Origin of the sequence: Aliterella atlantica CENA595, from assembly GCF_000952155.1 — a bacterium.
Lineage (GTDB): Bacteria > Cyanobacteriota > Cyanobacteriia > Cyanobacteriales > Chroococcidiopsidaceae > Aliterella > Aliterella atlantica.
This window is the reverse complement of sequence record NZ_JYON01000011.1, coordinates 141,071-156,240: the sequence shown is the minus strand read 5'-3', so window position 1 is coordinate 156,240 and position 15,170 is coordinate 141,071. Positions and strand designations below refer to the sequence as shown.

General features: G+C 43.4%; 9 protein-coding genes and 1 pseudogene. 3 read left to right on the top strand and 7 right to left on the bottom strand.

Features of this window, described 5'->3' with window-relative positions:
* Positions 1–436: 436 nt before the first annotated feature.
* Positions 437–1,018, bottom strand: a complete 582-nt coding sequence (locus UH38_RS25385) for a pentapeptide repeat-containing protein (RefSeq protein WP_045054960.1) — start codon at positions 1,016–1,018, stop codon at positions 437–439.
* Positions 1,019–1,856: 838 nt separating this feature from the next.
* Between UH38_RS25385 and UH38_RS12410 the strand changes: the two genes are divergently transcribed.
* Together UH38_RS12410 and UH38_RS12405 are read left to right on the top strand one after the other, a co-directional pair.
* Entirely contained in the window at positions 1,857–3,539 is a 1,683-nt protein-coding gene (locus UH38_RS12410; protein ID WP_045054959.1) for a hypothetical protein, read from the top strand.
* A gap of 68 nt (positions 3,540–3,607) precedes the next feature.
* On the top strand, positions 3,608–6,544 hold the full coding sequence (locus UH38_RS12405) for a two-partner secretion domain-containing protein (protein ID WP_045054958.1): 2,937 nt from the start codon (positions 3,608–3,610) through the stop codon (positions 6,542–6,544).
* Between the two features lie 299 nt (positions 6,545–6,843).
* On the opposite strand, the gene UH38_RS12400 is transcribed toward UH38_RS12405, so the two are convergent.
* On the bottom strand, positions 6,844–7,521 hold the full coding sequence (locus UH38_RS12400) for a hypothetical protein (protein WP_045054957.1): 678 nt from the start codon (positions 7,519–7,521) through the stop codon (positions 6,844–6,846).
* Positions 7,522–7,855: 334 nt separating this feature from the next.
* Positions 7,856–7,987 carry an SDR family NAD(P)-dependent oxidoreductase gene (locus UH38_RS26295; protein WP_144405672.1) on the bottom strand — a complete coding sequence of 44 codons (132 nt, stop codon included), beginning with the start codon at positions 7,985–7,987 and terminating at the stop codon, positions 7,856–7,858.
* 91 nt (positions 7,988–8,078) lie between these two features.
* Here UH38_RS26295 and UH38_RS12395 point away from each other — a divergent pair, with 91 nt between their 5' ends.
* Complete coding sequence (locus UH38_RS12395) at positions 8,079–10,517, top strand: GH116 family glycosyl hydrolase (protein ID WP_045054956.1); 2,439 nt, start codon at positions 8,079–8,081, stop codon at positions 10,515–10,517.
* Positions 10,518–10,672: 155 nt separating this feature from the next.
* Here the strand turns inward: UH38_RS12395 and UH38_RS25375 are convergent.
* From UH38_RS25375 to UH38_RS27885, 4 genes and pseudogenes are all read right to left on the bottom strand, one after another.
* Positions 10,673–11,032 (bottom strand): annotated as a pseudogene (locus tag UH38_RS25375) (glycoside hydrolase 100 family protein); the annotation flags it as partial.
* Complete coding sequence (locus UH38_RS26290; protein ID WP_200892415.1) at positions 11,023–11,172, bottom strand: hypothetical protein; 150 nt, start codon at positions 11,170–11,172, stop codon at positions 11,023–11,025. The pseudogene UH38_RS25375 and the gene UH38_RS26290, both read right to left, overlap by 10 nt.
* Positions 11,173–11,307: 135 nt before the next feature.
* Positions 11,308–14,982, bottom strand: a complete 3,675-nt coding sequence (locus UH38_RS12390; RefSeq protein ID WP_045054955.1) for a CAAX amino protease — start codon at positions 14,980–14,982, stop codon at positions 11,308–11,310.
* Positions 14,975–15,103, bottom strand: a complete 129-nt coding sequence (locus UH38_RS27885) for a hypothetical protein (protein ID WP_268748883.1) — start codon at positions 15,101–15,103, stop codon at positions 14,975–14,977. Before UH38_RS27885 ends, UH38_RS12390 begins: the two co-directional genes overlap by 8 nt.
* Positions 15,104–15,170 lie beyond the last annotated feature (67 nt).

Below are 15,170 nucleotides of genomic sequence, written 5' to 3'. Positions count from 1 at the left end.
TCAAATAACTTCCATTCCAAGTCGCTCAACCCCTCAAACCTACCTGCCATTTTCCTTCTTCTTTGTTCTGTCTATTTCTCCTTTACGTTGATTCTAGCTCAGATTTTTATATTAGTGGGATAGGCTCCTGGACCTAAACTAGAACCTTTCGTACTTGCCCCTAAATCTGATTTAGAAAGCACAATTTTTAAGCGGCGCTGATTGTCGTTGTTCATAATTAATCCTTAATTACTTTAGTGAAAATATTTGCTGTGCCAATTAATTCAACCTGCAATTGAGCAGACGCAAATGGATGCTCATCTCATCAGCATTCAAGTTGCTTGCAACAGAAAGAATCTGGAATATTTAGTCCAGTCGTTAAGATAATTGTGTTTTCTAACTCTTGACTAACTCCCGTAGTCATTAGATGATGTCAATTAAAATGCATATCAGCTTGCTAATTGTGGATAGTGCCATCTGGCATAATCGCGTGATGCAGCTTTGCTCCATCTAGGCTAGCTTTGCTTAAGCGGCAGCCTCTTAGGTCTGCTTGAATAAGATTCGCTCCACGTAAAGAAGCGCCTCTTAAATCCGCCTGTTGTAGTGTTACACACTCTAAGTTTGCACCATCTAAAATTGACCTTCGCAGCTCGGCATGAGCTAAATTCGCTTTATAGAGATGAGCATTATTTAATGTTGCTCGTAGCAACTGCGCTCCACTTAGATTGGCATAGCTCAAATTTGCATAATCTAAATTTGCATAAGCTAAAATTGCCATTTGTAAGTTTGCATCCTCTATATTCGCCTGTAGTAACTTAGCTCTGTGCAACGTTGCGTTTTTCAAGTCTGCTCCCTTCAGTATCGATCTTCCCAAATCCGAGCCAACGAGCTTGGCTCGCTTCAAGTTGGATCGCTCTAGCCCAATCTGCGGTAAGAGCCTCCAAGAGAGATTTATATCAACCAGGCTGGCGTTACTAAAATTCCGCTCTCCCGCCTGATACCGCGTGACGATATGGATGGATGAACTTTGGTTATCCATTGACTGTACGACTCGTGAAATTGTAAGCGTTTTACATTGGCGACATCGGCTCAAGCCTTGTAGAACTCTTTGCCTGCGATGTATCGCCAATGTGCAGTGTCGATTTGTGGTCTTCTTACCTTGTCGTCCTGCTGGCGATCGCAACGTCAGCCAGCAGGTAAAGAAACTAGGAAGATAGGCTGCCCTAGATCAGCCTTATTTGGGTGGACAATGGCATGGAGATCTTGATACAAAGAGATCGCTTGGGCATGGTCGAGGGGGGGTTGTGGTCTTTGGAATGAAATTGCCACTTTGAACTGCAAGAAGTGGTTGGAAACGATTCTCAGTAACTCTTGGAGATACTCTGGTATTTTTCAATTCGTTTGGTTGCTGCTTGCATTCGATCGTGGAAATTACTGCTTGCGATCTAGCTGCCTTACTACTTAGATCATCCCCTACATGCCCTAGAGGAGTAATAACTAACGCTAACGCTAAACATAAAGTGTTTGCTACTGTATTTGGTCCGCTTACGGTAGGGTCTTTTCGCATTACAAAGACCACTTTAGAAAGTAGGAAAGCCGATATTTGCCTGAACATGAAGAAACCTAGATTTGAATACCACCATTCTAAGTCCCAAGTTGGTTAAACAAAAGTTTGTTACAAAATGTAATTAAAAGCGCCAAAACTCCTGCAAAACCGTTTTAGCGTGTTCTTGCAAACACATGAATAAATATCTTTTTTGTAAAAAGGTTAAACAATATAGTAAATAGGGTAAAAATTTAAATGAGGTATAATACAAGGAACAACATTATCCTTTAGCTTTAATACAATGCCAAACGTTAGCCGTGGAGATAAATCAATGAATCGAGCTGTCAGGCTTCTGACAGCCTTTATGAACTGTGTAGAAAAGGAGGAAAAAGGCGTGAAAATGCGCTACAACACAGAAAAACAACCTTACCTGTCAGTTGAGGCATCGCTTTACCAAATGAAGCAATGGGTTATGACTGATAGTTTGGGGGAATTCTCAGAAGAACAAATACGCGAAACCATAAGTTTCTCCTTTGAATATGTAAAAATTATTACTAATAAGAAGGTAAAAAGATCTGGCAAATACCCAGTAATTTGGACATTTGACTTAAAGCTGTGGTCTGTGGATGCGAAGAAAAATTCTCAGGCATTTACTGAGAACTGGAAGGTTGAAAAGGAGAAATCAAGTAATTCTTCTCAGATCTCAGCCTCAACTTATCAGAGAGCATCTCAAAGTCAAATGGATGCTTTATTTTTCTACAACCCAAACGATTCCGACATTGGTGAATGTCTTAACCTGATACTAGATCAACTAAAAATAGAAGGACTAAAAGTAGATATAGCTACCAAAAACCAACGTTATGGTGAACCCTATGAAACGTGGGAAAAGCGATCGATCGCTCAGACTAATTCAGTCATAGTTTGTTTTAGCGATAATTGGGAATTCTGGAACGATACGAAGATAGATAGTTTTTTAAAAAAGTTTTATAAAAGTGCAAAATATAACAATTTACAGCATTTGATACCAGCATATTTCTCAGGCAATGGCTTAAATTTTAACAATCAAAAACCGCCTATCTACTTCAGAAACGATCCACTTCCTGTCAACCTCACTACTGCTCTTGCCAATAAATTTTCTAGTGAGATAATTTACGATCTAATTAAGGCGATTACAGGAGACGATCAATCCAAACAACAGAGATTATTGACGCTTACAGGCTATAAGAATAAAGAGGAAATAGACGATAACATTCCGCAAGTTGTTGTGCCCGCATATTTTATGACAAAAACAGAGATAAAACAACATTTGAAAATTGATAACTTTCCAATAAAGGCGATAGAAACAAAACAAGCTGCAATGAATAACATTGCGAAAAAGAGAGATAATTCTACTTGTTTGGTTATCGTCGAGAATGATGGAGTTGCTTCATATTATATACTTTCTTTATTTGAGCACTACAACTTGCCTTTGCCTAAACCTGCAGACGACATCGAAACGATCATTTACCAAGATCGAGGAGAAGGAACTATTATTATTTTAGGTTTTTCAAACCTTAAAATTCTTACTTGGATAAGAGATAAAAAATTAAAAGGAAAATGTTTTAATATTGACTTTTACCGTGCTAATAATAGAAGCGAGTACGAGCCCTTTTATTTTGAAATTAGTAGTCGCTATACTAACATCGATCTTGCCCAAAAAGAAGTTGTGACTTACAGAGAGGGTCAAGACAAGAACCATGAATATGCGTTAATTGCGAAATGTGAACTCAATAATAGAAAAATAATTCTATTGGCTGGATTAGCAGAAGATGCAACGCGCAAGCTTGGATGGTATTTCAGACATCATTGGGAATATATTTATGAGGAATTACAAAATAAAAAGAGAATAAGATTAAGTTCGGATGATACATTTGCAGTAGTTATTAGAATTTCTAATAATGAGGTATCAGACGATAAACTAAGCAAGGAAGACTTTGATATTGACAAAATCTGTATTGAGCAATATGAAAAGTAGGCTCAAAAAGGAATATGGCAAGAATGCTTTGAGTTAACACAATAACTAATGCTGAAAGGACTACTACTATGCCACGCCTTAGTTGGCAATTAGCACTAACAAGTGGGATTATCGTTGGTAGGATGCTGCTAGGATGGACAAGTTGGGCAGCAGCACAAAGCCGACCAATTGCCGATGACACACTGGGAAACGAGCGTTCTGTAGTCGTGCCATTGGACTCAAGTTTACCAGGCGATCGCATTGAAGGCGGAGCGCGACGAGGCGACAATTTATTTCATAGTTTGCAACAGTTGAATGTCGATCCAGGTAGGAGCGTGTACTTTAGCGACCCAGGGGTAGACAATATCATCACGCGCGTCACCGGAGGTACAAGTTCGCAAATTGATGGCATACTCGGCGTATCAGGCAATGCTAACTTGTTCTTGATTAACCCTAGTGGGATTATCTTTGGTGCCAATGCTCGATTGGATGTGAGCGGCTCCTTTACCGCAACTACAGCAGATGCTCTAGAGTTCGGCGAGCGAGGCGATTTCAGCGCCACCAATCCGACCGCACCACCACTGCTAACGGTGCAACCATCAGCATTTTTGTTCAATCAAATCAATCCCGCACCCATTGCCAGTAATTCAAAAATTGAATTGGGTGATAACCCATCAGGAGCAACTGGATTTGGCTTACGAGTGCTAGAGGGAGAGGGATTGACGCTATTAGGCGGCAATATCAGCATGGACGGTGGGGGATTGAATGCTTTAGGAGGACGAGTGGAGATCGGGGGATTGAGCGCACCAGGAACAGTTAGCCGTAATACTGATGGTAGTCTAAGTTTTCCAGATGGGATAGCGCGAGCAGATGTGTCGCTAACGAATCAATCACTCATTGATGTAGCAGCAGATGGTGGCGGCAGTATTACTATCAATGCTGGCGACTTGGAGATTTCAGGTAGTGTTCTGTCGGCAGGAATTGGTCGCAATTCTGGCTTTATTGGCGCTCAAGCAGGAGACATTACGCTCATTGCCAATACTATTCGTGGCAGAGAATCAGCCCGTATTCGTAATCAAGTACGTGTTAGTGGCATCGGTAACGCTGGTAATATTAGCATTGCCACAGGTTCCCTTTCCCTGACTGACGGCACACGACTGCAAGCCAATACCTTCGGACAAGGCAACGCTGGCGATGTATTTATCAATGCTAGCAAAGACGTATCTTTGAATAACAGTATTATATTTAGCTCCGTCGGTGATGTTAGTGCGGACACGCAAGCTATAGGTGAGGGCGGTAATATCTACATTACCACAGGCTCCCTTTCTCTAGCTGACGGCGCACAACTCCAAGCTAATACCTTCGGACAAGGCGACGCTGGCGATGTAATTATTAATGCTCGCGAAGGCGTTGCCTTAAATGGAAGTAGTGCTATCTTTAGCTCCGTTGATACTACGGAGACGATGCAAGCTGTGGGCGAGGGTGGCGATATCCGTATTACTACAGGTTCCCTCGCTCTAACCGACAGTGCTGCACTGGTCGCTATTACCATCGGACAAGGCAACGCTGGTAACGTCATCATCAATGCTAGCGAAGGCGTATCCCTCCATAACAGTAGTATCTATAGCTCCGTCGGCACTGCGGATAACAAGCAAGCCATAGGCGAGGGCGGTAATATAGACATCACTGCAGGCTCCATCTCTCTAGCTGACGGTGCACAACTGCAAGCCAATACCTTCGGACAAGGCAACGCTGGCAATGTAATTATTGATGCCCGCGATCGCGTCAATATAGAGGGAATAAATCAGCAAGGATTTCTTAGTGCAATAATCACTGCTAGCCAAGCAAGCGCAGAAGGACAAGGCGGAGATATACGCATTGCTGCCGATTCTATTCGCATTGCAGATGGAGCGGTAGTCTCTGCTGAAACCTCTAGTCGCTTTGGGGGCGGAAGCGTCACCTTTAACGCTAAGACCTTTGAGGCAATAGGGGGAGGAAAGGTGAATACTGATACCGATGGTAGAGGGGGGGCAGGTAATATTACTATTAATGCTAAAAGTCGCATCACACTTTTTGGGTCTAATCCGAGCAACATCCCAATCAACGACCTCGAAGCAACTGGCTTGTATGCTAACACTCTTGACTCTTCTGGTAGTGGTGGCACAGTGAAAGTTACCACAGGCAAGCTAGAAGTATTCGATGGTGCAACAATTGCCGTCAGTAGTGAGGGTGAAGGTAGAGCAGGAGACATTGACATTACAGCCAACAGAGTGCATTTGAATAACTCCTCCCGCCTCAGCGCCGAGACTACTACAGTTAAGGGCGGCAATATCACGCTCAATAATGTTGAGCTATTGCAGTTACGTAACAGTAGCCTAATTTCCACTACCGCCGGAACCGCTAATGCTGGCGGCAACGGTGGCAATATCAATATCGACTCCGATTTGATTGTCGCCTTCCCTAAAGAAAATAGCGACATTCGAGCCAATGCTTTTACTGGCAGTGGTGGCAACGTTAGCATCGATAGCCAAGGACTATTTGGCATTGCCTTTCAAGCTCAAGATAATCCCATAACTAACGACATCACCGCTAGTTCCGAACAAGGATTGCAAGGAAATGTGAATATTGAGTTACCAGAAATTGACCCCAGACGCGATTTAACTCAACTCCCACAAGAAGTTGTTGATGTTAGCTCCCGCATCGCTCAAGGCTGTCGCGATAGTAATGGAGCGAGGCAAAATCGGGGCGAGTTTATCGTTAAGGGACGCGGCGGATTGCCACCTAGCCCAACTGACTCGCTAGTCGGCGATGAATCATTAGCGAATTGGGTAACATTAGAGCAAACAAGCAGACAAGAAAAAACTACCACCACTATCCCCACTCCAGAAACTAGAACCACAGCAGCGCCAATTGTGGAAGCCCAAGGATGGATTGTGGATAAAAATGGTAAGGTAACTTTGATTGCTACTGCTCCTACTAGCGCTGCTCAAGCCAATCTAATTTGCCAGAAGCAAGAAAATAAGTGACTGAAAAATGCTGGTATAAACATCTATCAGTAAATCTTCCTTTTGGAATTAGTTAGGCTGAGTGGCAAGCAGACCCTATAGAGCGTAGAGCAGCATAGTCACTCGTACGTTGAACTTGTCACACGTAATGCTGTTTAGCTCCTAATGATTCATTTGCAGTAATTATTGAACTTACTAGAAATAAGCAATATAATAACTTTGCAATTGAATGAGTATGTATAAAAAACATTAGTTAATATATAAAATGAGATGTATCTTTTCAAGCTAAAATTTAAAAAATTTATGGCTTTATGCAAGAGTTATTGCGTATTTAACATTGTTTGATAATCATTGTAAGACATTACTACTGCATCGTCAAAGTTGCAGGGTGCTGGGTGAGAAAAACCATTAGTATGCGGTTGAACATAGCTGTCAGTTATGTTCAGTGTTGAAAGCCCTACATCTGACGGGAGAAAAGTGTGATTTACAAAACGAGGAAAGCAAACTACACTAGCAAAACCGAAAGGTATTCTAACCACAGTGTCAAATTTTAATCTTGAGTCATGGATTATAAATTCTGCATCCGTCAATTTACATTTAGACGTAGCAATAATAATTGAATCAACTTCATGGTGATGCGGCTCGATATTATATTCATTAAATTTGATATGTTTATATTTTTCGCCAGCCGAATCATGGACAAGCCTCGCCGCAAACTCTTTCGTGTATAGTAGAGTTGATGTAGAAGGTAATTGATGTGGTAAATAAAAAGAGGCTGTTGAAAACCGCTTATCCTTATCTAAACCATTAATGAATTCAAGGCTAGAGTGATAGCATTCATCCACATTAAATAAAATTTCTCCTTTGTCCCAACTTTGGTAGATAAAATCTTTTAATCCCTGCTTGCTTATATCTCCAACAACAGATTTTATAATTTTTTCAATTTCATTATGAATACCTGAGATTGAAAAAATCTTGTTGCTTGGTTGATTTTGCATTTTTGATTAGATGATGTTATCAATTCAAATATGGAGTAGAAATATCGGTTAGTCGCGCATATGTTGAACGACAATTAAATAAGTTTTTTCTGAGCTTTTGGCGATCTAGTCATACGCTGGATAATCCTAGAAGAATGAGACACCTTTAGAGCTTATAACTGTAGAATTCCTTCAATGCCCACTTCCTGATTGCAACCTGCTCCTTTTAGAACACTATGAAATTGACACAGATAACTATCTGGTTACTTTAAGTGCATCTTCAACCCAGATATTAGCCCAATGCCCACAAAGTATCAATTACATTTACAACACTAGAATTGTGCGGTTGACCGTATTACTGGAGTTGGTGGATAACTTGGGGCGATCGCGCACAACCTAGAACTGTATGCTGCTGTTTGATAAACTGTTCGGTCATAGCCAGCCCTAGACCTTTACTTACACCTGTAATTACAATAGTTTTGCTCATTGTCGGTAAATATTGAGTTAACCTTTCAAATTACTACGAAGTAGTTTATCCTGCTGAAGATGCTAGGTTTTCAAGCTCGCGTAAGGTTTTTATGAAAGATCGCCACTTAACCCAACTTCCTCCTTGTACTTGGAATCGTCCCATTGGCTTAGGATGGGATAAACCTTACACTGTCCGCAATCCTAGTAATCTTGATGATGGTCCTTGGCATGGAATGCCTTTAGGTGGCTTTGGCGCTGGTTGTATGGGGCGTTCCTCTAAAGGGGATTTCAATTTGTGGCATATTGACGGCGGAGAACATACTTTTCAAAGCGTCCCTGCTTGTCAATTTAGCGTTTTTGAGCAGCAAGGCGATGCCTGCGGCAAGGACGAAGTCCTACGCACTTTTGCCTATGCTTTATGTACTGAAGCACCCGATGACGGCAGTTTACACGCTTGGCAGTGGTATCCGCAAAATCAGGGTACATATCACGCTCTTTATCCGCGTAGTTGGTTTGTCTATGAGGATGTATTTCAATCGCAGCTTAGTTGCGAACAGTTTTCGCCGATATTGCCGGAAAATTACGAGGAAACTAGCTATCCGGTGGCAATATTTGTTTGGAATGTCCATAATCCTACAGATAAACTGCTAACGCTCAGTATTATGCTGACGTGGCAAAATATGGTGGGCTGGTTTACAAACTCGATAAAATCGCCAAAAGTGCGCGTTAGAGATGATGGTAGTCCAGTTTATGAGTACGAACCGCGTTTAGGACAAAGTGCGGGAAATTACACCAAATTGGTCGAAGATAGTAATAGTTTCGGTTGCGTTTTAGGTAGAGTTGGCACTGAAGTTGCTGAAGGTTTAGGACAATGGGCGATCGCAACTGCAACTAATCCCAAATACCAATTCCATCATACGCGCTGGAATCCTACAGGTACGGGGGAAGATGTTTGGCAAAGTTTCTCTACTGACGGTTCTTTACCTAATTACACTGATGAAACTCCAATTGCTGAAGGCGAACAATTAGCAAGTGCGATCGCAATTAAATTTACTTTGCAACCTGGTGAAAGTCTAGAAATACCTTTTGTTATAGCTTGGGATTTCCCGATAACTGAATTTGCCCCTGGAGTAAATTATTATCGTCGCTATACAGACTTTTTTGGCAAAAGCGGTCACAATGCTTGGAAAATCGCTACAACCGCTTTGCAACAATACCAAAATTGGCAAAAACAAGTCCAAGATTGGCAACAACCAATCGTAGATCGACAAGATTTGCCTAACTGGTTCAAAATGGCTCTATTTAACGAGCTTTACGACTTAACAAGCGGCGGTACTTTGTGGAGTGCTGCTGACGAACGCGATCCAATCGGACAATTTGCTGTTTTAGAGTGTATAGATTACCGCTGGTATGAAAGCTTAGATGTGCGGCTATATGGCTCGTTTGCGCTCTTGATGCTGTGGTCGAAATTAGATAAATCTATTTTACGAGCGTATGCAAGATCGATTTCTACAAGCGATCGCACCCTTAGAGAAATTGGCTATAACAAAGCTACAGGCTTAAGAAAAGTTGCCAACGCGACTCCCCACGATTTGGGCGCACCGAACGAGCATCCTTGGGAAAAAACTAATTACACTAGCTACCAAGATTGCAATTTATGGAAAGATTTGCCTAGCGATTTTGTCTTGCAAGTTTACCGCGATTTTGTCCTCACAGGCTCTACAGACTGGGAATTATTGTGGGATTGCTGGGCGGCGATTGGGCAAACTTTAACTTATCTCAAAACTTTCGATCTTGATGGCGATGGTATTCCCGAAAATTCTGGCGCACCAGATCAGACATTTGATGATTGGCGCTTGCAAGGTGTAAGTGCTTACTGTGGCGGCTTGTGGCTAGCAGGATTAGAAGCTGCGATCGCAATTGGTAAAACTTTAATTAGCTACCCTCCAGAGCATCCGCTCGGAGAAATTCTTACTCCTCTAAATCAACCACCAATTACGGAAACTATTGCTACTTATCAAACTTGGTTAGAACAGTCGCGTCCAATTTATCAAGAAAAACTTTGGAATGGTCAATACTACAAACTTGACAGCGAAAGCGGTTCGGATGTAGTGATGGCAGATCAGTTATGCGGACAATTTTATGCCCGTTTACTGGGCTTGCCAGATATTGTACCTAGCGATCGCGCTTTATCTAGCTTGAAAACTGTCTACGAGGCTTGCTTCCTCAAGTTCCACAACGGCGCTTTCGGTGCGGCTAATGGGTTGAAAATTGATGGTTCGCCTGAAAACCCTGATGCTACTCATCCATTGGAAGTGTGGACGGGTATTAACTTCGGGATAGCAGCTTTCTTGATTCAAATGGGGATGAAAGAGGAAGCATTTAAGCTTACCCAAACAGTTGTGCAGCAATTTTATGACAACGGACTGCAATTTCGCACTCCTGAAGCTATTACTGCTGTGGGGACTTTTCGGGCTTGTCATTACCTGCGTCCGATGGCTATTTGGGCGGTTTATGGGGTTCTGGATAGTTTTGGCGAACGCAGATAAACGCAGATGGACGCGGATGAAGATTTGCTTAGTTGCTTTAAGCAATATTAGCCTTTAGCTCAATTGCAGAGTGTCGGCTAGCTGTGCAGTAGTTAGCAATTTCTTCGCAAGTAGTTAGCCACACTCCTTCGTGCGATCGCATATAGTCGATCTCTTTAGCACAACCGACAACCTAAACTCTCAATTTCCTCCTCAAAACTAAATAAATCAATATGTTTTGGGTTATTCATTATCTCTTTTGCAGCTAATAATCTAGCAATTGTCCAAGTTTGATAAATTCTGGATTCTTTACCAATTAAGCGCCCCTGCTTGCCGTCATAATATTCAGGAAATCTGTCCTCAATTAAACGAGATTGGGCAAGAGCGATCGCGTGATTTGCTAGTTCTTGCTGCCCTGTTTTTTGCGCGGCGGCGGCAAACAGCCATAGTATTACGGGCCAGTTGCCTCCATTGTGATAAGACCAAGCAATATTTTTGGGGTCTGAGCCAGTTTCAATCCGCCACTCTACTCCTTGATTTCGCGATCGCGCCAGGTTGCAAGCATCTGTTCGGTATATTCAACCATCGCCCTTGCATACCCGTTAATCCTCTTTTGATGGAAAACAGGTTGAGCTAGACGACGCTGCCATAGCCATGAATCGCCCTCAGCAGTCAATCTGATTGGCGCTCACCTTGTAGGCAGCGCTACTTCACTGGGGCTACTTAACTGGTTAGATCGGTAGTAAATAACACTCGCCCAGAGCCAACATCTGGGCGAGTTGAGTAGGATTTGCCTTTTATAAGGCTTCAACTACAACGTCATTGGCGCAATAGGTTCAATATCAGGATCTAGTCCACCAACTTGATTAGTTCTTAACACCCATGCCGAGCCACCCTGCTCGATAAAGGTTTCAACTACCTCATCGCTAGTAAGACGAGGTAAAATAGTGCGCCAACTGAGCAAACTGCGGATTATGTTTTGCAGTGGATCGTCTTCTAGAGTGCTACCTAATACCTCAGTTTGATTTTTCCAGTCTGCTCGTGCCGTTCCCCAGGGTAATAGCAGACGTTTGAGATCTAGACCTAGCCTTTCTAGCTGCTCTAATCTGTGCAACTGTTCGGGATGTTGTTGTTTCCACTCCTCGACGTTCGGGTGAGAACGAATTGCTAAGGCTATTTGCCTCAGCGCAGCATATAAAGCTTGATTGGCATCTTGGGTGCAGTTGTTAGCTGGTCCCACGAAAGTGCCGCCTGTACCATCGCCAATGCGGTAGCGAGCCGCCATAATTTCTAGTTGATAGATCAATTGGTCTAAAGGCGACTTCTTCCAGCCATCCTGGGTTTGATAATCGCCAGTAAACCCATCGAGTTCGACTATAGTATCGCAAGTTGGACGCAACCCCAACCAACCAAAAGAGCGATCGCCCATGTAACGCGACCAATGCAAGCTACCTGCAATTAAGCCATCAGTATTATGAGTATAGATCTGGTGATAAACTATCTCAAAGCGCAATTCATCGCTTAATGGTTCCCGTACAACCTTAGCAATTCCATAAGCAAAGTGACCAAAATAGAGCGGACTTTTTGCCTTTGGTTCCGTTTTTTTGCCACCAATTCCACCATAGACGTGAATTAGTAACGCTCGTTGACCTTCGCGCCAAGCAGCACTTCTTGCTTGAATTGTCTTACCCGATACAACTGAGCTAATTTTACCTTTCTGGGCAACCAAGTTGCTCCAAGCCTCTTTTTTGAGGTACTTTTTGACTGCTTTATCTGCGATCGCACGCTCTGGCTGAAGTTGCAACAAGGCGCGGGGAGCTAGAGCTTGCACGACAAATATCCCTGACTCATCTGCCGCACCATAGATATACCATCCGGTTGCGTTGAGGGGAGATTTTTCAATGTCTTTGCTAGTGGATGGATAGGTACGATTGCGATTGGCTACCACAGAGGGCATCTTTACAATTTCTTCTGCTCCATCAAATTGCTTTGTAGTCCGATTGAAGTGAACAACGCTAAATAAATCGCTTTTTGGGCGAACAGGTTGAACGAACTTTACTAATCCGTAGTAACGCCCTGTAATTTGTACTGGTTCGTGAGAGATATACAGGATGTGTGGCGAACGATCGCCTTTTGACTGCCCAGTAACAGGCTCAGGCAACATCACTATCACGTCATCGTGGGGATGAGAGCCTGCTAGCGATTCTAAGGGATTAACAAGTCGCCAACGATCTATCCGAGTCGGATGAATATTGCCCTGCCACGCGCTGTACTCGGCTTGAGCGCTGAAATGTACGTCTTTAGTTACTGCCTGGACGTATGTCCGCACTTGAGGCTCGTCACCAAGGCGCAAGATTACCACTTGTCCGACTAGATGTTGAAACTGGGAGGGTGCGTGATGGACTTCAAACAACACTCCTTTAACAGCTTGCCTTTGGTCTTCGGTAGGCAAAATTAATCGTCCCATCCAAGGTGCGATCGCTTGGTAATATTCTGGTGATACCGATTGATGAATTGGATAAAAATCCGGTCGATTGAAGGCGGCTTGCCGATACCATTCGTAATTACTTTGGCGAGGAGTTGCCCGTTCCGCGCGCCCTTTCGTGCCACGTAAGATTTTTACTACCCAATCGATAGTTTGTTGCAAGTGAGTGCGACCATCAGGTAAAAACTGTTCGGAGTCCATTAATCCTCCTGGTACTTGATGCCCAACTGGACCTAGAGAAATCCGGTTCGCTTTCCCCAATCGTTGGGCGCGATTCCAGTAAGATAGGAAAAAAATAGCCCAACGTCCAGGGAACATCCCCGAACCAATCCGCTCAACCATATCTTTGTCACCAACTAGATGATAGAGATGTTCGAGTTTTAAGACATTAATATTGCCACTAATCACCCCCCCAAGGGAGATAACCTCAATAGGTGCGCTCAACGCCTGTCGTAAAAATGGGGCTGCTGCTGCTGCCATTTGTCCGCCGCCACTAAAACCAATTAGGCTAATTGGTACACCGCTATTAAGTTGGTAGCCGTGTCGAAGCAAGGCTTGATACATTACTTGGGCAATTCCCAGGTTGTAAATTGGTCCGTAGCGTTTGTCAGCAGAAACCGCGACGACCAAAACGTTGCGAATATTGACTAAGTAACCAAATAAGCTGGCAGGATTTTTTAACCTAAATGAGTCAGCCAAGCGCCAGAAGAATGCCAGGGGACGGTTTCCAGTCAGTGGGTTATTGCGGACTGAGTAGGGCATGATGTCTTTGATTAGCAGCACGTCTTCGGGTAAGGCGGGTGCTAAAGAGTCTAAAAATTCTTGAATATCTGGCAGATAGTCAAATGTAGACTGACCGATGCCGTCGAGATAAATTACATAACGAGTAGCAGGTGTTTGTTGTGGGATAGGTTGCGAATCTCTGTTTGCATCGGGCGTGGTGTCTACTCGATCGCCATACCAACCCGCCCACCAACTAAGGGATTCTAGGGGAGCTAAGAGTGCAGCAGTCACAAGGGCGATAACGCCGATCCATACCAAATTGAAGACTAGCTTAAAAATCCCGTCCAGATTTCTATACCAGGCAAACCACCAGTGGCGAATCGGTGCAAGCAGGACGATCGCAGCAAAAGTTACAAAAGCTAGGATTAGTATGCTGCTTAATTGTCTTGTTACCTTACTCAACCTAAAACGGCGATTTTTGGTTGTATCAGTCTGTGCTGCATTAGATCTAGGACTTGGCGCTCGCACTTTCATCTCGGTTGGCGGCTGTTCAACTCCGAGCGTTTCCTCTTCCATCTGGGAGGTGACTGCTCCTGTTTCCGGTACGCTAAATGCTGTTAAATTAGTGGCGGACAAAGAACGTAATTTTCTTTTTTGCACAATTGCTAAAAGCCGTTCGCGCTGCGTAACTAGCTCTACACCTGCCACCTGGGAAACAACCCAACGACCGAAAGAGGCAATTGGCTTGCCAATAGTTCGCTGCGAAACCCACAGCGTAGCCCATCCTAATGCTACAGTTCCAAATGCCTGCCATTCACCCGTATTGCTTGCCGCAGCGATGCCTACCACCATTGCCAATAAGTGCCATAGCGACAATAGTGCTAGGATCGGTTCTCCCAGGTAAGGCATCGCCCCGAAAAGACTAAAAATCAGCGGTGCGTAGCTAAATCCTAAAGTACGTGCCACAACACCAAAAGGAGCTTCGATTGTAAATGGAGCAAACCCGATCGACCAGGTACTAAAAACCAGGAATATATAGCCAAATGCAAACAAGAGTGTGCCAACCAGCAAGCTGAAAACAAAGCGCACTGGTTTGACACGGTTGATGAATAGAATAATGCTTTGAGCAAAAACTTGGGATAAACCAGCAGCCAGAACAACGATTAGTGCTACTGTTGAGCCATGAAACAGAGTGTTAATTTGCTCAAACGCTTCAGAGTTAAGGGCAAGAACCCATCCTAATAGTTCCCAAAATCGGTCTAGGGCAGTTTTATACATAGCAGATGTAATGAAATGCTGATAATGCGATCGCAACTAAGCTCCAATAACTAAAAGCAGCAGCCTTGCTCTGAATTTTGGTAAGTGTCGATTCATCAGTTTGTCCTTGGAACTTACCCACTGTTTATTTTACGCACAATCCTAAACCTGTTTGCGACTCCTGGTTTGTAACTGACAAAACTAGCGAC

Bases quoted from the DNA above. Each gene is read 5' to 3' on its own strand.
- UH38_RS25385 (WP_045054960.1), bottom strand. From the start codon at position 1,018: ATGGATAACCAAAGTTCATCCATCCATATCGTCACGCGGTATCAGGCG.
- UH38_RS12410 (WP_045054959.1), top strand. From the start codon at position 1,857: ATGAATCGAGCTGTCAGGCTTCTGACAGCCTTTATGAACTGTGTAGAA.
- UH38_RS12405 (WP_045054958.1), top strand. From the start codon at position 3,608: ATGCCACGCCTTAGTTGGCAATTAGCACTAACAAGTGGGATTATCGTT.
- UH38_RS12400 (WP_045054957.1), bottom strand. From the start codon at position 7,521: ATGCAAAATCAACCAAGCAACAAGATTTTTTCAATCTCAGGTATTCAT.
- UH38_RS26295 (WP_144405672.1), bottom strand. From the start codon at position 7,987: ATGAGCAAAACTATTGTAATTACAGGTGTAAGTAAAGGTCTAGGGCTG.
- UH38_RS12395 (WP_045054956.1), top strand. From the start codon at position 8,079: ATGAAAGATCGCCACTTAACCCAACTTCCTCCTTGTACTTGGAATCGT.
- UH38_RS12390 (WP_045054955.1), bottom strand. From the start codon at position 14,982: ATGTATAAAACTGCCCTAGACCGATTTTGGGAACTATTAGGATGGGTT.